Source organism: uncultured Psychroserpens sp., from assembly GCF_947501425.1.
GTDB lineage: Bacteria > Bacteroidota > Bacteroidia > Flavobacteriales > Flavobacteriaceae > Psychroserpens.
On sequence record NZ_CANMVN010000002.1, the window covers coordinates 368,419 to 389,000 of the forward strand.

Genomic DNA, 20,582 nt, shown 5'->3' on the forward strand with positions numbered 1-20,582 from the left:
TATGGTAGAATTAACTAATTATTATCAATTATTGAATATTGATAGATCAGCAGATCTAAATACTATTAAAAAAGCATTTAGAACAGAAATTGCATTGTATCATCCAGACAACAATTCATCTAAAGGTGCCAGAGCTCGTTTTGACCTGCTTGTAGAAGGTTTTGATATTTTATCGCATCCAAAAAAAAGAGAAACTTATGATGCGATGCTTAGAGATTCAGACTTTAATAAACCAGTTATTATAAAGCGAAAGGTTGAGCCTGAATATCAAGAATGGCAAAAAGAAGCTAAGAAAAAATCAGATTCGTATTGGGATAGTTCTCTAGCTGAAGTATTAGTCCTTGATATATTTTTAGAAGCTGGATTTAGTGGATTATTTTCAGGAACCGAAGATCTACTAGACAGTCTTGGCGATTCGCTTGGTGATATATTAGATATTGATATCTTTTAAGCTAACCACTGTTTAAAGTCTTTAACACGTTCTCTAGCCACAATAACGTCCTGTTCATTATAAGTGTTTAGCTTAATCTGGAGTCTGGAATTGGTATAGCTTACCATATCTTTTATAGCATTCACATTCACAAAAAACTTTCTACTAATTCTAAAGAATTTATGAGGTTCTAACTCATCTTCAAGCTGCTCGAGAGTAGTGTCTAGCAAATAATTTCGCCCTTCTGATGTATGAGCATAAGTGCCTTTGTTTTCACTATAAAAACATTCGATATCATCAATATTGATGAGCTTTAAATGTTGTCCGACTTTTACTGAAAATCGCTTTTTATATTCTCGTTCTATTGGATTAACCAAAAGTTTTTTAATATCGTCAAAATCTAAAGTTACCGATTGTTGTTGAGGCGCGCGGTCTTTGAATTTTAACACTGCTCTTTCAAGATCTTCTTCATCAATAGGTTTTAACAAATAGTCAATACTATTGAGTTTAAAAGCTTGCAAGGCATATTCATCATAAGCTGTTGTAAAAATGACTGCCGAATTAATATCTATAGTATCAAATATTTCAAATGACAGACCATCACTTAACTGAATATCTAAAAAGATCAAGTCTGGATGTTGGTTATTTTGAAACCATTCTATTGACTCTTCAACAGAATGAAGCATAACTTCAACATCCATTTGTAATTCTGTTAGCATACGCTGCAAGCGTCTTGCCGATGGCTTTTCGTCTTCAATAATGATGATATTCATTTCTTAAATTTATGTTTTCTTATTAAATATTTTGAGAGACTTTATTCCCAATGTTGATCTTCTTGTTCAATATATTTTTTTATTCTACGTGCTTCCCAGCCTTTACCAAAAATTATATTTGGAAGAAACACAGATGCAGCGTGTGATACTAAAAACAGACCCCAAATAGAAAATGTAAAGAAATTATGCCATTGAAAATAGCTCTCACCAACCTCTAAGCTTCTGTAATTCATTATTGCAATTATGATATTTATTATTAAAAAGATCAACAAATGAAAGTAGAATCCTTTAAGTTGCTTTACTCTTTTAGCTGCCAGTTCATAACGTTCTCGACGTAATAGTTTATTTGCTTCCATCATTCCCAATGTTTTTTATCCTTATCCATCATTTCTTTTATTTTACGCTCTTCCCAGTTTCTTCCGAAGAAAAAATCTGGACCATACACTCCAAGGAAATGAAAAAAGAGTCCTATTCCCCAAAATAGTGCTGTTGCAAATGTTCCAAAGCTCCATAATCGTCCGCCATTAATTACAATCATACTGATGATAAAAATATTAACAATGATATATGAAGCCAGATGCCAGTAAAATCCAATAAGTGCTTTAACTTTTTTCTGAGCTCTTAGGTAAGCCTCTTCTCTTTCAAAAGCTCTTTTATGGTTGTTACTATCGTAAGGTTCTATCTTGTTTTCCATGATATTTATATTTTAATTCCAACGTTGTTCCTCTTCCTCTTGCATGAATTTTTCAATTTTGCGCTGCTCCCAACTTTTTCCTAAAACACCGTCATTTACATAGACTTTATAAGCGTGAAATGCTATTCCCATTCCCCATCCCAACATAGGAAACCAAAACCATTGTATGGTATTAGGAGTGTAACGATACCAGATAAAAATTAGGAATGGTATCACTAAACAATAGGAAATTAATCCATAATAAAATTCTTTCATCTCTTCTACACGTTTGCGTGCTCTTACATATCTGTCGTCAAAATCTGACTTAGGTTCTATTGCTTTCATAATTGATACTTGTTTTGTAAGCATTGGAATTGCTACTGCAAAACTGTTTGCTTGTTGATTGATTGATACTGTTCTACTTGATAATAATTTGTAGCGTTGTTTAATATTTTCTAATCCTACTCCACTACTCTTTTTTACAATTTGTTTGGGCTGAAGGTTATTCTCTACAACGAGCATACTCCCAGCTTCATATATTTTAATGTGCAACGGTTTACTACTCGTTACCATATTGTGCTTAACTGCATTTTCTAAAAGCAATTGTAATGACAATGGAACTACTTTACTTTCAGGATTTGACGCTTGATCCGGAATTTCAAAAATGATACTATCTTCAAAACGCATTTTTAAAAGTGACATATAGGTTCTGGCAAATTTCAACTCCTCGTCAACGGTTACCAGATCCTTATTTTTTTGCTCTAAAACGTAGCGATATACTTTTGATAAAGACGTTGTAAACTTTTGAGCATTCTTTGGATTTTCCTCAATTAAACTCGTTAATACATTTAAACTATTGAATAAAAAATGAGGATCTAATTGATTCTTTAAAGCGTCAAATTTCGCACTTGCTGTTCCTGCTATAACCTTTTGCTCTTTGATCTTATTACGCTGATATCTATTATAGAATGCTGCAATATGAAAAATGGAAACAATTATTAAAGTGATCCATAAACCGAAAGAATAGCCTTGCCAGGAATCATATCTTAGGAAATCTTCAATTGACACACCTTCATAAAAAACAGCAATTCCAAGTCTTAAACAAAAGATACCTACTAAGGTTAATATGGTTGCACCTAATATGCCAAGTACAATACGCTTTAATGTATCTCCTTTCTGCCATCTACGACGTTCCATGTAATTAAAAAACTCAGTGTTGATATATCCAAGTACAAAAGTATACAACTGATAGAATGCAAAATTTATTAAAAACTCATTGACCGATTTATAATTAAATCCTGTTGAAAGTGCAGTACCTATAACATAGATTACACATCCAATCAAAAAAGTAACAATGATATTTTTAAAGAATTTTGTCATAACTGTTTTTACTCTTTACAAGATTTTACAACCTGTTCTGCACGCTCTAATCCCCAATTAGGATGCAAATTGCTTTCTGGTTTAAAGGTAGCAAAAAGTTCAATTGATTTTTCTATTTCAGAACAAAACGGCTTTGTGTCTTGCCCAAAATAACGTGCGCTGCCCATAGCCCAATCTGCCTTACTAAATGCAACTCTTGGGTTTTCAGGAGCCAATTTGTAAGCTTTATTGTATAACTCTGTTATTTTTCCTGCGTACTTCATTCCGTAAGTCGCTCCATCATAAGCCACCCAATTCGTAAAAATCTGAGCTTGCATGACTATAATTTCAGGATTGTTTTCACTTATTGCCATTGCGCTGTCCAAATGTTTCTGAGCTTTCTCGAGTTGCACTTTTAGAACGTTTATATCTTTAATATTCCAGCTTTTTAAACTATTGATCTGAGCTATATAATAATGAGGCAACCATTGATCTGTTTCAGCGTTAGAAATGCGTTCAAACATATTTTCTGCTTCGTCTACTTTATTGTCTTGCCAAAGCTCAAACGCTTTTTGCATTCCTTTTTCAAAATTGCTTTGAGCATAGTTAATACCCGAAACTAATAGGAGTGTGATAATGATCACTTTTTTCATAATGTTATAGTTTTTGTTACTGATTTATTATGTAATTCAAATTTTGCATCTTTCCATTTTGGTGGTCCCATAAACCCTCTCGCATTATTAGAGCAACCGTAATCCTCCTTAGGGATTCCTAGAAAATTACTATCTAATCTATTATTTCCATTTTCATCATGAAACATAGATATAGCATAAATCCCATTGGGTACATTTTTAAAAACAACTTCGCAACTGTTATTTTCAATATACGTGAATGATGCTTTATACCCTTTATCCAAAAATGTGTCCTGAGAATTATAAAGTGCTACATACACTTTACCCTTATTATTATCAAGATTATCGATTTTGACAATAATATCTTGCCCTTTTAACTCTTGAGCATTAAGTACTGTATGACTCAATACAAAGAAAATTATGATTTTAACTAATGTGCTCATAATGATTTATTTTTTTACTGAAAATTTGTTCAGCTTGATTGATGAGACAAATATCATACAGAAGTTAAGATTCTTAAAAAGCGAATGACCGAATTGTGATTTTTTATGGACGAATTGTAAAAAACTAAAAAAAGAGTAACTTATTTACATACTTTACTACTAATGAAGTATGTATTCACTAACTTAAAATCTGATACAATGAAAACATTAGCTTTAGCTCTCTTTAGTTTATTAATCTGCACTACTGTTGATGCCCAAGACAAACGTCTTAAAGGCATTGATAAAGAACTCAACAAAATTCTTGAAACCACTAATGCTGCAGGTTTTGCTGTAGCTGTAGTAGAAGGCGATAAGATAATTTATGCAAAAGGATTTGGTTATAGAGATTATGAAAATAAAGTTCCTGCCGATGCCAACACACTATTTGCTATTGGGTCATCAACAAAAGCATTCACTTCTTCTATTCTAGGTTTACTTAGAGAGGATGACAAATTATCTTTTGACGATAATCCCAGAAAATATATTCCAGAATTAGAGTTTTACAATAATGATCTTAATAACAATTTGATCATTAAAGATCTTATGCGACATAGTTCTGGTATACCAAGACATGATGGGTCGTGGTACTTTTTTCCAACCCATGACAAAGACAGTTTAATTATGCGATTAAAATATCAAGAACCCTTTACAGGCATAAGACAACAATGGTATTATAACAATTTCGGATTTTTAATTCAAGGAGTTATAGCTGAAAAGATTACTGGTAAAAGCTGGGAAGATAATATTAGAGACCACTTCTTCAAACCCTTAGGAATGAACCGATCAAATGCTACCATTGCCGAAATGAAAGCAAGTTCAAATGCTGCATTTGGATATGAGCTCAAGGAAAATGGCTCAATACGTAAAATGGATTATTACGATATTGCTGCGATGTCTCCTGCTGGAAGTATTAACAGTAGTGTAAATGACATGAGCAAATGGATTACACTGTGGTTGCAAAACGGAAAATTTAATGACGAGCAAATCCTTTCTGAAAATTATATAAAGGAAGCCATGAGTGCGCAAATGGTTATGGGTGGAGGCGTTCCAGATGAAAAATTTCCAGATATTCACTTTTCAAGTTATGGATATGGTTGGATGATGCAATCTTATAAAGGACATTATCGTGTTGAACATGGTGGCAATATTGATGGTTTTTCAGCTAGTGTTGCTTTTTACCCAACAGATAATATAGGCATTGTTGTTTTGGCTAACCAAAATGGGTCTTCTGTTCCGTCACTTGCTAGAAATACTATAGCAGATCGTATGTTAGATGAAGAACGAACGGATTGGGTAGGTCGTTATGCAGAAAACCTTGAGAAAAGTAAAAAAGCTCAAGAAGACGCTAAAAACGATTCGAAAACTGCAAATGTAAAAAATACAAAGCCATCACATATTAAGCAAGATTATACAGGCTCATACGAAAATAAGGGCTATGGCAAATTTGAGGTTATTGTAGAAAATGACACTATGTTTACACAGTTAAATACCAAAAGACAGTACCTGCACCATTTTCACTATGACACATTTGAACTCATAGATGTTGTAGATGGAAAAGTCGACACAACAGGTATTGGACAATCGCTTAAAATCACCTTTAATACTAATGATGCTGGTGATATTTCCGAAGCAAAAATAAGTATTGAGCCTACAGTGGATGCGATCACATTTGATCGTACACCTAATACGATTGACGTTGATACTAAAACACTTGAATCATATACTGGAGCTTATGAATTGGCAGGAACAGAGATTAAAGTGTATACAAAAGAAGAGACGCTTTATTTATTTGTTGCTGGTCAACCAGAATACGAATTGGTCGCAACCGCAAAACACAAGTTTTCGTTTAAAGCATTAGATGGATTTAAAGTAGAATTTTTAGAATCTGAAGATGGACAAATCAACCAACTAAAAGCCATACAACCTAATGGTATTTTTACGGCTACGAGAAAGAAAGAATAAATTAATAGCATATATATTACATTACTGATGAGAAAAGCACTTTTTTAAAGTGCTTTTTTTAATGTTCCATATCAGCTAAAACTTTATTTGTTGCCCATTGCACTGCGGCATCAAGGCTATTGAAACGTTTAATTTTTTTACTAAAAAATAGATTTTCTATCATTGTATTGAGAAGACTCCCTTGCGTATATCCAACGACGCCATAACCTTTCAAGCTGTAACTATGCGTAAAAAACTTCAACCAATCGTTAGGTTTTACAGCATAAGAGTTGATTCTGTGTGAAATATAAATAATATCATTTCCGTCGGTTTCTAAAAAAGACGTAACATCCTCAACAATCTGCTTAGCGTGATGTTCCCAAGTAAATGTAATCCCTTGATTAATTTCAGAAATGACATATCCGTCAAAAACGAAAACACTACCATAATCGTAATTGAATTCTTTTAACACGTCATCAAATAAAGCAGAATGTTTTACACTAATCATGTATGTAATATAAAATTATTTAATCAAACAAATAAAATAAAATTTGGCAGGTTTGTTAGATATTTAATATACACTTAAAACCATAAGGTCCTGATTCATTGAGACACAGTAATTTAGTTTGAGTCACTTTATTAAAGTTTCAAAATAGATAAAAAAACATAATTAAAGTAAATAATTTCGATGAACTGGCACAAATCACGACAATTAATGGTCATGTTTGTCCATCTTAACCTTTGTATCTGCCTATTCTATCTGAAATCTGTAATAATCCATAAAATCATACGTTTCATATAAAAAAATCAACCAACAATGAAAAAATTACTCACAATAGTTTCACTTTTAGCATTTATTTTCCTCATGTTATATGGTGCGCTTCATCTCTTCGGAAGACAGATTTATAATACTAAATCCTGTGAATTATATAATATTGATAATATTGAATTAAGAACAGGAGTAGATATTCCAAAAGTAAAATCGACAGATTGTGAGTGTAAAGACAATACAAAAGTATCCAAGTTTATCATAGATACAAATCAACTCGATCTAGACCGCTACATATCCAGAAATGATTTTGAGCTTAAAGACAGCATATATGTCAAAGAAAATGACAATGATAATTCAACTTACAGAGTTACTTTTAATAAAAAAACTGCTGAACTCATAGTCAATTTAACCTACAAGAACGATTAAACTAAATATCACATCTCTACATAAAAAAAGCACCAGTAGTGGTGCTTTTTTTATGATATCAGATTCAGAAAAATTAGAATTCTGCTTACTTTACGTCCATCAATTCTACATCAAATACTAAGGTAGCATTTGGAGGAATAACGCCTCCTGCACCAGCAGCACCATAAGCCAAGTCACTAGGAATAACCAATCGTGCTTTATCACCTACGTTTAACAAACATATCCCTTCATCCCATCCAGGAATTACTTGTCCGACACCAACTTGAAAATCAAGAGGTGCATTTCTTTTGTAAGACGAGTCAAAAACAGTTCCATCTGCTAATTGCCCTTTATAATGTACAGACACCATTTTTCCAGCTTCCGCAGCTTTTCCATCTCCTTTTTGGATGATCTGGTAGCGCAATCCGCTTTTTGTTTCATCAAAACCAGCAGCAAGTTTATCTAATTCAGCTCTTGCAGCATCACGTTCAGCAGCAACTCTTGCCTCTCTCGCACCTTCAAAAACTCTAAAGGCTTCAACAGCATTAAATTTTTCGGCGTCAGCTCCTACTCTTACAATTTCTAATGTTTCTATTTCATCACCTTGTGCAATAGCATCTACAACATCTTGTCCTTCAATCACTTTTCCAAAAACTGTATGGTTATTGTCTAACCATGGTGTCTCAACATGTGTGATAAAGAACTGGCTTCCATTTGTTCCTGGTCCAGCATTTGCCATAGACAATACTCCTGGTGCATCGTGTTTTAGATCTGGATGAAATTCATCATCAAATTTATACCCAGGATTTCCTGTTCCAGTTCCCTGAGGACAACCGCCTTGAATCATAAAATCAGGAATTACTCTGTGAAATTTTAATCCGTCATAATAAGGAGTTCCCTGAGGCTTTACTGCATTTTCTAAATTTCCTTCAGCTAAAGCAACGAAATTACCAACAGTTCCTGGTGTTTTTTGATATTCTAAAGCGACTAATATTTCGCCTTTTGTTGTATTAAATTTTGCGTATAAACCGTCTTGCATTGTATTGTATTTTAATTGAGGTGCAAAGATAACAAACTCTATTAGAAGTGAAGCAGAATTTGGAATTTGAATCACATAAGGTTAGCTTTGCCGAAAATAACATTGCCATGAGTTTTATTACCAAATTAAAATCTGCTTTCGGAAATTCTAAATCCATTGATAAGAAAGCCACTTTAGATACTACTGAGGCTATCATTCAAGATATTGAACATGATCCTTTTGCTATTTCCGAAGAGAATGTATTATATGCAGGTTTGAACGAACTTGGTGGTTATTATTCATTTCAAACTGTTATAGTTGGAACTTTCAAAGTTAAAACCAAAAAAGGAGGTCAATTAAAGGTTACAGGTAAAAACTACAACTTAGAATTGAACTCAGAATCGGTTGAATTTGAATCTGACCCTACAGATATTAAAGGTCGAAGTATTACAAAAATAGACTTTCAAATTGAAGAGAATGATGCTACAAAAATCACTCAACACCAACCAAATCAGTTAGTTTTAAATTGCAAAAAACAAGAAATTGTATTCAATACAGCTATAGCAGCTAATGAGTAAAACAAATTAATTAGCTACTTCACTTATAAATTTAATGCGATATAATCGTAGTTCTTCATCATCATAATCACCATCAAATTCTTCGATAGCTACGTCTATTTTATCGGTTTCAGATTCCATAAAATAATCATGAATCTCTTCCTGTTGGTCTTCATCAAGGATATCTTCTAACCAATAATCAATATTGAGTTTGGTTCCAGAATACACTATGGCCTCCATTTCCTTAATAAAATCTGGCATAGACATTCCTTTTGAGGATGCAATATCTGTGAGTGGTAATTTTCGGTCTACATTCTGAATGATATATAATTTAATAGCAGAATTAGATCCTGTACTTTTAACTACAAAATCATCTGGTCTTACAATATCATTATCCTCAACATACTGTGCAATCAAGGCTACAAAATCTTTACCATACTTTTTAGCTTTTCCATCTCCAACACCATGAACATTACTCAATTCCTCTAAAGTAATTGGATATTTAAGAGCCATATCTTCTAGTGAAGGGTCTTGAAAGATTACAAATGGCGGCACGCCTAAGTTCTTAGCATTTTGCTTTCTAAGATCTTTAAGCATTTTCATTAAAGCTTCATCAGCAACAGCTCCTCCTCCTTTAGCAGCAGTAATAATATTATCATCACTTCCTTCATCAAAGACGTGATCTTCGGTCATCATAAAAGATTCAGGAGATTTTATAAAGTCACGACCAGAATCAGACAATCTTAAAACACCATAGGTTTCAATGTCCTTTTTTAAATAACCAGCTACCAAAACCTGACGTATAAGTGCCATCCAGTAACGTTTGTCTTGATCTTTACCAACGCCGAAGAATGGTAGAGTATCGGTTTTATGAGAGGATATCAATGCATTGGTATTTCCAACGAGAACCTGAACCAAATCTTTAGATTTATACTTTTCATTGGTCCTCTGAACGGTTTCTAATAAAACACTAACCTCTTTTTGAGCTTCATGTTGTTTTTTAGGGTTTCGAACATTATCATCCATATCACCCCCTTCTCCAGTAGCATTATCGAATTCTTCACCAAAATAATGAAGTATGAACTTTCGTCTGGAAATAGAACTTTCAGCAAATGCAACAACTTCTTGCAATAATGCTTGTCCGATTTCTTGCTCAGCAACTGGCTTACCAGACATGAATTTTTCGAGTTTTTCAATGTCTTTATAAGCATAATATGCCAGACAATGACCTTCGCCACCATCCCGTCCTGCGCGACCAGTTTCCTGATAATAGCTTTCTATACTTTTAGGAATATCATGATGAATAACAAAACGAACATCGGGTTTATCAATTCCCATTCCGAAGGCAATAGTAGCAACGACCACATCACAATCTTCCATAAGAAACATATCCTGATGTTTTACTCTCGTTTTAGGGTCTAAACCTGCGTGATACGGTACAGCCTTGATTCCATTAACTTGTAATACCTGAGCTAATTCTTCTACACGTTTTCTACTTAAACAGTATACAATTCCTGATTTCCCCTCGTTCTTCTTTATAAACCGAATAATATCAGCATCAACATTTTTGGTTTTAGGACGAATCTCATAATACAGATTTGGTCTATTAAATGATGCTTTGAAGGTTTTGGCATTAGGTATATCTAGACTCTTTAGTATATCTTCCTGCACTTTTGGTGTTGCAGTAGCTGTTAATCCAATGATTGGAATATTATCGCCTATACGTTTAATGATATGACGTAAATTTCTGTATTCGGGTCTGAAATCATGGCCCCATTCACTAATACAATGTGCTTCATCTACAGCCATAAATGAAATGGTAACCGTTCTTAAAAACTCGACGTGCTCTTCTTTTGTTAGCGATTCTGGTGCTACATATAGTAGTTTTGTAACACCATTTGTGATGTCCTCTTTAACGCGTTTGACTTCAGTTTTGTTAAGTGAAGAGTTCAAAACATGAGCAACTCCTTCTTCATTTGAAACGCCTCTAATGGCATCCACTTGATTTTTCATTAAAGCAATTAATGGTGAAACTATAATTGCTGTACCCTCTTTTATTAAAGCAGGAAGTTGGTAACATAATGATTTTCCGCCTCCTGTAGGCATAATAACAAATACATCCTCACCTTCAACAACACTTTTAATAACACTTTCTTGAAGTCCTTTAAATTTTGAAAATCCGAAGTATTGTTTTAGTGCAGAATGTATATCAATTTCTTTTACACTCATTAATCCCTATTAGTATTTTTGATACATTTGCATAAGACTAAAGATAACAATTTCTTTATACCCATCAAACTCAAAAAAAATTAATTTTGAACAGTATTCAATCTATCTTAGAAACCGCAAGAAAAACTATAGATTTAGAACGTGATGCTATTGCCAATTTAAGCCACTTACTAACTGATGATTTTGCAAATGCAGTTTCATTGATATATAACTCTAAAGGCAGGGTAATTATTACTGGTATTGGTAAAAGTGCCATCATTGCTAATAAAATTGTAGCCACACTTAATTCTACTGGGACTCCAGCTATTTTTATGCATGCTGCAGATGCAATACATGGTGATCTAGGCTTAATCTTAGAGGATGATGTAGTGATCTGTATTTCTAAAAGTGGAAATACTCCAGAAATTAAAGTTTTAGTTCCGTTAATAAAGAATGCTAAAAATAAGATGATAGCCATTACTGGTAATGACTCTTCATTTTTAGCGCAGCAAGCCGATTTTATTCTTAATGCCTACGTCGCCCAAGAAGCATGTCCAAATAATTTAGCACCTACAACGAGTACAACAGCCCAATTAGTCATGGGTGATGCGCTAGCAGTTTGCCTCCTAGAGCTTAGAGGATTTTCCAGTAAAGATTTTGCAAAATATCATCCTGGTGGTGCATTAGGTAAACGACTGTATTTACGCGTAAGTGACCTTTCATCTCAAAATGAAAAACCTAAGGTTCATCTCAATACCTCAGCAAAAGATGTGATTGTTGAAATTTCCGAAAAAATGTTAGGTGTAGCAGCTGTTCTTGATAATAATAAAATTTCGGGAATTATCACTGATGGCGATTTGAGGCGTATGTTGACTAAAAGTGATGAATTTTTGCATTTAACTGCCAAGGATATCATGAGTAGTAATCCTAAACGAATTGATGAGGATGCTATGGCTGTTGATGCTATGGAATTAATGGAAGAGCATGGTATTTCGCAGTTACTAGTTGAAAAAAATGGAGACTATGCTGGTGTTATTCATATTCATGATCTCATTAAAGAAGGTATTATATAATGAGTAAAAACAATACTGATGAGATGTCGTTTCTAGACCATCTCGAAGACTTAAGATGGCATTTAATTAGAGCTACACTGTCTGTACTTATATGTGCTACAGTAGCCTTTATATTTAGTAAAGCTATTTTTAAATATATCATTTTTGCGCCAAAGCAAATGGACTTCCCAACCTATAAATGGTTGTGTCAGGCTTCTGAATATATAGGAATAAACGATACTACATTCTGTGCTGCAGAATTTCCATTCAAAATTCAAAGTTTGGAAATGTCTGCACAATTTTCAGCAGATATCTGGACATCTATTTATACTGGTTTTATAGTAGCCTTTCCATATATCATCTATCAGTTTTGGAGCTTTATAAGTCCGGGATTACATCCAAATGAACGAAAACACTCAAGAGGTTTTATTATTATCATGTCTTTATTGTTCTTTATTGGTGTACTATTTGGATATTATATCGTTACACCTTTATCTATCAATTTTTTAGCCAATTACAGTATTAGTCCTGATATTGAAAATCAATTTCAAATTAGTTCTTATATCTCATTAATAAGATCTGCTGCTTTGGCTTCAGGTTTTGTATTTGAATTGCCAATAGTGATTTATTTTTTAACAAAAATAGGACTCGTGACACCAAAGATCATGAAGAAGTATCGAAAATTCGCTTTGGTTATCGTACTTATCCTTTCAGCAATCATTACACCTCCAGATCTGGCAAGTCAAATTATTGTTGCCATTCCAATTTTGATCTTATACCAAATCAGTATTTATATCTCTAAAGTGGTAGTTAAAAACCAAAATAAAAAACAAAAAGCCCATGTCTGATATTGTTTCCGATTTTAATGCATACCGTTCTAAAATGAACGATGCTATCCTTGCTGATAACAATAAAATTATCAAACGTATATTTAATCTCGATACTAACGCATTTACTGAGGGTACTCTTGACAAAAGAACCAAAGAACTTCTAGGTCTTGTGGCTTCTACTGTATTACGCTGTGATGATTGTGTAAAGTACCACCTGCAAGCCAGCTATGAGATTGGGTTAAAAAAGGAAGAAGTTGTTGAAGCACTAAGTATAGCCACGTTAATTGGTGGTACGATTGTTATTCCGCATTTGCGAAAGGCTTATGAGTATTGGGATGCTCTGGAACAAGAGCGTTAAACTTATAATAAACTAAAAGCGAGTCATTTTGAATTTGCTATTTTAGCATTTATTACACAGCTATGAAGAAATTAAGAGCCGACAATTTAATGAAGTCCTATAGTGGACGAAAAGTTGTTAAAGACGTGTCTTTGGAAGTTAACCAAGGAGAAATCGTTGGTTTACTTGGACCCAATGGAGCAGGTAAAACCACCTCGTTTTACATGATTGTTGGACTCATAAAACCTAATGGTGGTAATATCTATCTCGATAATACTGAAATCACTACATTTCCAATGTATAAGCGAGCTCAAAATGGTATTGGTTACCTTGCTCAGGAAGCTTCGGTATTTAGAAAATTAAGTATTGAAGATAACATATTGAGTGTGCTTCAGATGACCAAGCTCAGCAAAAAGCAGCAACAGGACAAAATGGAATCGCTTATTGATGAGTTTAGTCTAGGTCATATTAGAAAAAATAGAGGCGACTTACTCTCAGGTGGTGAACGTCGTCGAACAGAAATTGCTCGTGCATTGGCTACAGATCCAGATTTTATTCTCTTGGATGAACCCTTTGCTGGTGTTGACCCTGTTGCCGTAGAGGATATCCAACGTATTATTGCTCAACTTACTAAAAAGAATATTGGTATTCTCATAACCGATCATAATGTACAGGAAACTCTAGCCATTACAGATAGAACCTATTTGATGTTTGAAGGTAGTATTCTTAAAGCTGGTAAACCCGAAGAACTTGCCAGTGACGAAATGGTACGTAAAGTGTATTTAGGTCAGAATTTTGAACTTAGAAAAAAGAAATTAGAATTTTAACTTTGAATGATATTTTTCAGACTGACTGGTTTTCACTTTACATCATTCCACTCCTTTTTGTTTTAGCCTATTTTCTCCATAAAAAGCTAGTCAAAACTTCTATTTACACTGAAAAAGTCAAAAACAAAGGTTGTGTTACCAGCTATATTTACTTTAATGCATTATTACTCATTACGTATTTAGTTGTGCTAGTAATATTTTCAATTATTCACCTGATTACATATTTACTTTACTGAAACCCATTAATAATTAGTGCTAATCCAATAACAATTAGACACAGGACTCCAATATAAAGCTTGATCATACGATCGGTACTTTTTATTCTATAATAGGTGAAGTGGAATATTCTGGCACCTATAATCAGGACTAGTATGCCTAGTACGATTTCAACAACTCTCAAATTAGTTTCATTTACATTATATTAGATACTATGCGTTTTGATCTTTAGTTTCCATACTTTCAACACTCTTTTCTTGTTCGGCAATTAGTTTCTTTTGATAACGGCCTTGTACAATATCTGTAATCACTAAAATGGCAATCACAAAATAGAATGTTGTTTTACTCATTGGAACAATCTCATTTCCGAAGATTTTTAAATGTGCCAAATGTCCGCCTTCGGTAACCAACATAATACCAACTATGAATAAAATGAAAAGCCCAAGTACTTCATACATTCTGTTTTTAGCTAAGAAAGCAGAAATCCTGTCAGCTAAGAGTAACATCAACAACCCACTAGCCACAATAGCAATAGCCATAATAACAAATGCTGTGGTAGAGTTTTCAATATCACTTGTTAGTCCAATAGCAGCAAGAATTGAATCAAAAGAAAAAACCAAATTCATAATAACAATACTTGTAATTGCAGCATTTGCAGACTTTCGGCGTTTTGATCCATTATCAACGTCATGATCCAGATCAGGACTACCAATCATATGCCATATTTCTTTGATGGCTGTATAAATAATAAAAGAACCTCCTAATAATACAATGATACTGTGCCCATTGAATGCAAAGTCAAAAACGTCTTCGACTTTTCCTGTTAGAAACGAAAATGGTTCCTGAAAAAAGTCGATAATTGAGACAAGTACAAACAACAATACAATCCTTAAAACAATAGCAATTAAGATCCCTAATTTTCGTACGCGCTTTTGATCGTCCTGAGGTGCTTTTTTAGATTCTAAGGAAATGTAAAGCAAATTATCAAATCCCAAAACAGCTTGCAGCATGACAAGCATTAACAGCGTGAAAATATTTTCTAACATGTGTAATTAGTTATTTAGTCGTTAAGTTATCTATAATTGAAAGCATAATGTAAAGTAAAATAATAATAGGTATGGCTATAAAATGAAATAGCAATAATAAGATGATTGTTGATATAATGAGCACATATCTATATGTGTTATTTGAAAAGCCATAATTTTTAAACTTCAAAGCAAAAAGTTTAATATTAGAATTAAGTAAATAGCAACTCAATAGTGTTATAGCAATTAAAAACCATTGGTTCAAAATCAAGGATGACGCCATATTGCTATTTTGAAATTCTATGATTAAAGGCAGAGACAAAATAAGCAATGTGTTTGCTGGTGTTGGCAATCCTTTGAAATAAGATTGCTGGTCTTCATCAATATTAAATTTTGCCAAACGATAGGCTGAAGCCAATGTGATAAAAAGACCAACAAGAGCTAAAGGCACAATATTCAAATCTGAAAAACTAAAACCCGAATTCCAATCGTTTTGAGTGACCACTTCCGGAGCATTAATACTCAAGGAAATAAGCTTATACATAACAATTCCTGGCACTAATCCGCTTGTAACCATATCTGCTAGAGAATCTAACTGAACACCTAACTCACTTTGAACATTAAGCTGTCTCGCCAATAATCCATCAAAGAAGTCAAAGAAAATACCAACAAACACAAAGACAGATGTAGCAATGAAATTATTATGAACAGCAAATACAACTGCAATACTTCCGCAGAATAAATTTAAGAGGGTTACAAAATTTGGAATGTACTTTTTTACAGACATGCATAAGATTTGTGTAAAAATAGCAAACTATTTACGACTAATGCAAGTGAAGTACAATATCTAGCTCGATTTACAGTTTAATAGATGGAAAATATTGTGCATCTTTGTAAAAAAATTTTGCTGTTGAAAAAATACATATTCATTGTCTCTACTTTGATAACATTTTTTTGCACTGCTCAGACCAAATATTCTAATGAATTTTTAAATATTGGTGTGGATGCAGCTGCTTTAGGAATGAGCAATAGTGTGGTTTCTCACACCGCAGATGTCAACTCTGGTTATTGGAATCCTGCAGGTCTCGTTAATCTTGAAGACAATCAATTAGCGCTCTTACACTCTAATTATTTTGCCAATATTGCTAATTACAATTATATCGCATTTGCAAAACCTCTTGATGACAGAAGTGCTATTGGATTGTCACTTATTAGATTTGGTGTGGATGATATTTTAGATACCACTCAATTGATCGATGATCAAGGGAATATTAATTACGATCGTGTGAGCTTGTTTTCAACTGCCGATTATGCCTTAACCTTTTCTTATGCCAGACGTTTACCTCTTGATGGATTAAGTTATGGTGTCAATGCAAAAGTAGTTCGTCGTGTTATTGGTGACTTTGCTAATTCTTGGGGTTTCGGACTTGATGCTGCCATTCAATTTGAAACCAAAAACGATTGGAAATTTGGTATCATGGCAAGAGATATTACCACAACATTTAATGCATGGTCTTTTAATGAAGATAAGTTAGCTGATATTCAAAATGCCATTGAAGGTCAAAATCAAACAGTTCCTGAAAGCACCGAAATTACCATACCAAAATTACAAATTGGTATGTCTAAGAAATTTGTATTCCATTATGATTACACACTTCTCACTTCATTAGATTTAAATGTAAGATTTGAAGAGAATAATGATATCATTTCTACATCTTTTGCTAGTGTAAATCCGGCTTTAGGATTCGAGTTTGGATATACAGACCTTGTGTTTTTACGAGCAGGATTAGGAAATTTTCAAAATGAACTACAGATTGACAACTCTGAAGACTTAACATTTCAGCCTAGTCTAGGTCTTGGATTTAAGTATAGAGGTATTCAAATAGACTACGCATTTACAGACATTGGAGATCAAAGTGCTGCTTTATATTCAAATGTATTTTCATTAAAACTTGATTTTAGTATCTTTAGATAGTGAATAGACCTTTACTAGCCTTCATTTCAGGAATATTACTAGCTTTAGGATGGCCAACCTATGGTTTCCCTATCTTATTGTTTTTTGCTTTTGTCCCACTGCTCTTAGCAGAACAGCAATTACGATTGTCTCATGCTAAACGTAAAGGCTTGGCAATTTTTGGGCTCTCTTACCTTGCTTTTTTTATTTGGAATATCACAACTACCAGCTGGTTGAGACATGCAAGTATCTTTGGTGCCAGTTTTGCCGTTTTTGTCAATACAGCATTAATGGCGTTACTCATGCTCATTTATCATAAATACGCCAAAAGACAATCTCAAAACAGAGCTTTACTTTTTTTGGTTGCACTTTGGATCAGTTTTGAAAAATTACATCTTCATTGGGAATTTTCATGGCCATGGCTTAATTTGGGTAATGGGTTTTCAGAATACATCAGTTGGATCCAATGGTATGAATATACTGGTACGTTTGGCGGCACTCTTTGGGTATGGATCTTGAATGTTTTAGTTTTTAAAGGTGTTCTATCTTATCAAAAAGAATCGTCTAAATCTGTTTTAAAATCTTTACTTCTGAAATGTGCCACATTAATTATAGTGCCTATTCTGATTTCATTAGGCATCTATTACAACTACTCACACAAAGGAGATAATGTGAATATTATTGCACTGCAGCCCAATATTGATCCGTACTCTGAAAAATACAATATGACCAACCTGAAGTTTTCAGATATATTTGTTGAGTTGGCCAATTCTAAAATTACAGACTCTACTGATTTTGTGATTGCTCCTGAAACATTCTTTGCAGAAAGCACACGACTTTCAAAGTTTGAAAATTCACTATTAAGAAGCAGACTCGATCGTTATGTGAGTCAGCATCCTAATGTTAACCTTTTGACTGGTATTTCATTTATTGAATGGTTTAGTGATAAAAGCAAAATACGAAAGCAAACCAACACCTATAAGTTTAGACCAAACACTTGGTACGACGACTATAATTCAGCAATTTTTATAAATACCTCAGACTCCGTTGCCCAATACAACAAATCGAAATTGGTAGTTGGTGTTGAAAATTTCCCCTATCAAAGTGTTTTAAAACCCATCATAGGAGAAGCCATGATTGATCTTGGAGGAACTGTAGCTATGAAAACCACTCAAGATTATCGAAGTGTATTCATTTCTTCAAATGCTAAGTTTAAGGCGGGACCTATCATCTGTTATGAATCGGTATATGGTGAATTTGTTAGTGGTTATGTGAGAAATGAAGCTAATTTTTTAGCCATTATTACCAATGATGCATGGTGGAACGAAACACAAGGTCATAAACAACATTTAAGCTACGCTAGGTTACGTGCTGTAGAAACAAGACGTGATATTGTGCGAAGTGCAAATACAGGTATTTCGGCAATTATAAATGCTAAAGGTGAAATAACCAGCAAATTAGGGTATAACAAAAAAGGAGCTTTAGCAGGTCAAATCACGACCAACGATAAGATTACATTTTACGTTATGGCTGGAGATTATATTGCACGTATCAGCATATTTGTATTGATTTTTGTCTTCTTAATCGGTTTCTTCCGGAGACAAAGAAAAACGTTATAATTTCAATCTAGATTCAACTAAACTAATAGAAATGTTACTGACCTCTGTAGTACAATATGGTACTGAGCGTCTTGACAATGATATTGATATCTAAGAACACACTTCTATGCTTGATATAAAACAAATCATACTGAAGTTTTGTTAAACTATCATCTACAGAAGAACCATAACGTGTATTCACTTGAGCCCATCCTGTAAGTCCTGGCTTTACAATGTGTCTGGTTTCATAGAATGGAATAATACGAGATAATTCGTTAACAAAGAAAGGTCGCTCAGGTCTAGGACCTATGATGCTCATATCTCCTCTTAAAACATTGATAAATTGTGGAATTTCATCTAAACGAGAACGCCTTAAAAACATTCCGAATTTTGTAATTCTTGAATCATTTTTCTGAGCCCATTTCGCACCACTTTCTTCTGCATTGACAACCATACTTCTCAACTTAACAATTTGAAAAAGTTTTCCGTTTTGACCTACACGCTCTTGAAAATAAAAGATAGGACCTTTATTAGCAATCAGGTTTCCGAGGTAAATAAAAGGCAAAATCAATATTCCAAACAAGAGTCCGAAAATTGAAAATATAATATCAAATGTTCTATGAAAGAACAGATAAAGTGTGTTTTGATTACTGCGACTAAAAGGGAAATATTTATAAAAGTCTTTACCAACAAACTGAATTGGCACTCGGTAAGTAATCTCTTCAAATACTTGTGTGTATTCTCTTATTGTAAAACCTTGATCTAACAATGCAATCAGATCGTGATAGATTTCAGGTGTTATAGTTTCTGAATTGTAACTCGCCACAAGAATTTCTGATATCTTCTCATCTCTAATAACATTCATTAAATCAGCAGATGCAAACTCTTTAAGTCCTTTGAATTTGATTGGATTTTCAACTTCCTTTTCAGAGTTAATAAATCCGACAATCTTATAATTGGGATCCGATTGGTTTAAAGGTTTGATTATATTTTCAACATTAGAAATTTCACCAACTAAAAGCACCTTCTTATAAAACCTAGGAGTAGAAATAAACGTGACATATGCCCATCTCCATATAAAAATAGTTGTTATTGTAGTTACGTAAAAGTATACGATTTTTAGTCGTTGTTCTGGTAAAAATGGCGTTACCACAGGAGTTAATAAATAAAATAATACTGTAGTAGAAGCTGTTAAAACAATATTTCTAAAGGTAACATCTAATTTACTGGATTTTTGAAGGTTATAGATTTCAAAAATAGATCCGAATATTGTAATATAAATGGCGAAGACAACAAGATATACAAAACTCTCCCTGTTAACGGTCAAATAATCATATTTTATGGTGTTCTGTAGAATATACAATCCAAGCAATACCACACAAATATCTACAATACGCAACAATAGTTTGCGTTCTGAAATTTCAAAATGTATGTCTTTTTTGCGGCTCATGTTTTCAAGAAGATCTTTGGTAAATATAATAAGTTAAAATTTA

22 protein-coding genes are annotated in these 20,582 nt (G+C 33.4%); 10 read left to right on the forward strand and 12 right to left on the reverse strand.

The window, feature by feature from the left end:
- Position 1 precedes the first annotated feature (1 nt).
- Positions 2-451, forward strand: coding sequence for a DnaJ domain-containing protein (locus tag Q0951_RS04180; RefSeq protein ID WP_299334633.1), 450 nt, complete (start codon positions 2-4; stop codon positions 449-451).
- On the opposite strand, the gene Q0951_RS04185 is transcribed toward Q0951_RS04180, so the two are convergent.
- Genes Q0951_RS04185 through Q0951_RS04210 form a run of 6 tightly spaced genes read right to left on the reverse strand, consistent with a single transcriptional unit; the run spans position 448 to position 4,310 of the window.
- The gene (locus Q0951_RS04185; protein ID WP_299334635.1) at positions 448-1,203 is read right to left on the reverse strand and encodes a LytTR family DNA-binding domain-containing protein; all 756 of its coding nucleotides are present in this window, start codon (positions 1,201-1,203) and stop codon (positions 448-450) included. The genes Q0951_RS04180 and Q0951_RS04185 overlap by 4 nt on opposite strands.
- Before the next feature lie 41 nt (positions 1,204-1,244).
- Positions 1,245-1,562, reverse strand: coding sequence for a 2TM domain-containing protein (locus Q0951_RS04190; RefSeq protein WP_299334636.1), 318 nt, complete (start codon positions 1,560-1,562; stop codon positions 1,245-1,247).
- The gene (locus Q0951_RS04195; protein ID WP_299334639.1) at positions 1,559-1,897 is read right to left on the reverse strand and encodes a 2TM domain-containing protein; all 339 of its coding nucleotides are present in this window, start codon (positions 1,895-1,897) and stop codon (positions 1,559-1,561) included. The genes Q0951_RS04190 and Q0951_RS04195 overlap by 4 nt, the downstream gene beginning before the upstream one ends.
- Positions 1,898-1,909: 12 nt before the next feature.
- Positions 1,910-3,256, reverse strand: coding sequence for a histidine kinase (locus tag Q0951_RS04200; RefSeq protein ID WP_299334641.1), 1,347 nt, complete (start codon positions 3,254-3,256; stop codon positions 1,910-1,912).
- Between the two features lie 8 nt (positions 3,257-3,264).
- Entirely contained in the window at positions 3,265-3,888 is a 624-nt protein-coding gene (locus tag Q0951_RS04205; RefSeq protein WP_299334644.1) for a hypothetical protein, read from the reverse strand.
- Entirely contained in the window at positions 3,885-4,310 is a 426-nt protein-coding gene (locus Q0951_RS04210) for a DUF2141 domain-containing protein (RefSeq protein WP_299334647.1), read from the reverse strand. Before Q0951_RS04210 ends, Q0951_RS04205 begins: the two co-directional genes overlap by 4 nt.
- A gap of 198 nt (positions 4,311-4,508) precedes the next feature.
- On the opposite strand from Q0951_RS04210, the gene Q0951_RS04215 reads away from it, so the two are divergent.
- The gene (locus tag Q0951_RS04215) at positions 4,509-6,311 is read left to right on the forward strand and encodes a serine hydrolase (protein WP_299334649.1); all 1,803 of its coding nucleotides are present in this window, start codon (positions 4,509-4,511) and stop codon (positions 6,309-6,311) included.
- A 58-nt stretch (positions 6,312-6,369) separates the two neighbouring features.
- Here the strand turns inward: Q0951_RS04215 and Q0951_RS04220 are convergent, their stop codons facing one another.
- Entirely contained in the window at positions 6,370-6,798 is a 429-nt protein-coding gene (locus Q0951_RS04220; RefSeq protein WP_299334652.1) for a hypothetical protein, read from the reverse strand.
- 309 nt (positions 6,799-7,107) lie between these two features.
- Here Q0951_RS04220 and Q0951_RS04225 point away from each other — a divergent pair, with 309 nt between their 5' ends.
- On the forward strand, positions 7,108-7,488 hold the full coding sequence (locus Q0951_RS04225) for a hypothetical protein (RefSeq protein ID WP_299334655.1): 381 nt from the start codon (positions 7,108-7,110) through the stop codon (positions 7,486-7,488).
- Between the two features lie 85 nt (positions 7,489-7,573).
- Here Q0951_RS04225 and Q0951_RS04230 read toward each other — a convergent pair whose 3' ends face one another.
- Positions 7,574-8,506: a peptidylprolyl isomerase gene (locus Q0951_RS04230; protein WP_299334669.1), complete on the reverse strand. Its 933-nt coding sequence runs from the start codon at positions 8,504-8,506 to the stop codon at positions 7,574-7,576.
- Positions 8,507-8,553: 47 nt separating this feature from the next.
- On the opposite strand from Q0951_RS04230, the gene Q0951_RS04235 reads away from it, so the two are divergent.
- Entirely contained in the window at positions 8,554-9,063 is a 510-nt protein-coding gene (locus Q0951_RS04235) for a hypothetical protein (RefSeq protein ID WP_299334671.1), read from the forward strand.
- A gap of 6 nt (positions 9,064-9,069) precedes the next feature.
- Here the strand turns inward: Q0951_RS04235 and recQ are convergent, their stop codons facing one another.
- The gene (recQ, locus tag Q0951_RS04240; RefSeq protein ID WP_299334673.1) at positions 9,070-11,271 is read right to left on the reverse strand and encodes a DNA helicase RecQ; all 2,202 of its coding nucleotides are present in this window, start codon (positions 11,269-11,271) and stop codon (positions 9,070-9,072) included.
- An 86-nt stretch (positions 11,272-11,357) separates the two neighbouring features.
- On the opposite strand from recQ, the gene Q0951_RS04245 reads away from it, so the two are divergent.
- The 4 genes from Q0951_RS04245 (at position 11,358) to lptB (ending at position 14,296) form a co-directional block, all read left to right on the forward strand.
- Positions 11,358-12,323 carry a KpsF/GutQ family sugar-phosphate isomerase gene (locus tag Q0951_RS04245; RefSeq protein WP_299334675.1) on the forward strand — a complete coding sequence of 322 codons (966 nt, stop codon included), beginning with the start codon at positions 11,358-11,360 and terminating at the stop codon, positions 12,321-12,323.
- Positions 12,323-13,150, forward strand: coding sequence for a twin-arginine translocase subunit TatC (gene tatC / locus Q0951_RS04250; RefSeq protein ID WP_299334677.1), 828 nt, complete (start codon positions 12,323-12,325; stop codon positions 13,148-13,150). Before Q0951_RS04245 ends, tatC begins: the two co-directional genes overlap by 1 nt.
- Positions 13,143-13,490, forward strand: coding sequence for a carboxymuconolactone decarboxylase family protein (locus Q0951_RS04255; protein WP_299334679.1), 348 nt, complete (start codon positions 13,143-13,145; stop codon positions 13,488-13,490). Before tatC ends, Q0951_RS04255 begins: the two co-directional genes overlap by 8 nt.
- 62 nt (positions 13,491-13,552) lie before the next feature.
- Positions 13,553-14,296: an LPS export ABC transporter ATP-binding protein gene (gene lptB, locus Q0951_RS04260; RefSeq protein ID WP_299334681.1), complete on the forward strand. Its 744-nt coding sequence runs from the start codon at positions 13,553-13,555 to the stop codon at positions 14,294-14,296.
- Positions 14,297-14,724: 428 nt separating this feature from the next.
- Here lptB and Q0951_RS04265 read toward each other — a convergent pair whose 3' ends face one another.
- Positions 14,725-15,558 (reverse strand): tellurium resistance protein TerC, encoded by an 834-nt coding sequence (locus tag Q0951_RS04265; RefSeq protein WP_299334683.1) that lies wholly within the window; start codon positions 15,556-15,558, stop codon positions 14,725-14,727.
- Positions 15,559-15,568: 10 nt separating this feature from the next.
- Positions 15,569-16,324 carry a CDP-alcohol phosphatidyltransferase family protein gene (locus Q0951_RS04270; protein ID WP_299334685.1) on the reverse strand — a complete coding sequence of 252 codons (756 nt, stop codon included), beginning with the start codon at positions 16,322-16,324 and terminating at the stop codon, positions 15,569-15,571.
- 123 nt (positions 16,325-16,447) lie between these two features.
- Between Q0951_RS04270 and Q0951_RS04275 the strand changes: the two genes are divergently transcribed.
- Both Q0951_RS04275 and lnt read left to right on the forward strand, forming a co-directional pair.
- Entirely contained in the window at positions 16,448-17,512 is a 1,065-nt protein-coding gene (locus Q0951_RS04275; RefSeq protein ID WP_299334687.1) for a PorV/PorQ family protein, read from the forward strand.
- Positions 17,512-19,110: an apolipoprotein N-acyltransferase gene (gene lnt, locus Q0951_RS04280; protein ID WP_299334689.1), complete on the forward strand. Its 1,599-nt coding sequence runs from the start codon at positions 17,512-17,514 to the stop codon at positions 19,108-19,110. Before Q0951_RS04275 ends, lnt begins: the two co-directional genes overlap by 1 nt.
- A 34-nt stretch (positions 19,111-19,144) precedes the next feature.
- Here the strand turns inward: lnt and Q0951_RS04285 are convergent, their stop codons facing one another.
- A complete protein-coding gene (locus tag Q0951_RS04285) occupies positions 19,145-20,539 on the reverse strand; it encodes a sugar transferase (protein ID WP_299334692.1) in 1,395 nt (464 codons plus the stop codon).
- Between the last annotated feature and the right edge of the window lie 43 nt (positions 20,540-20,582).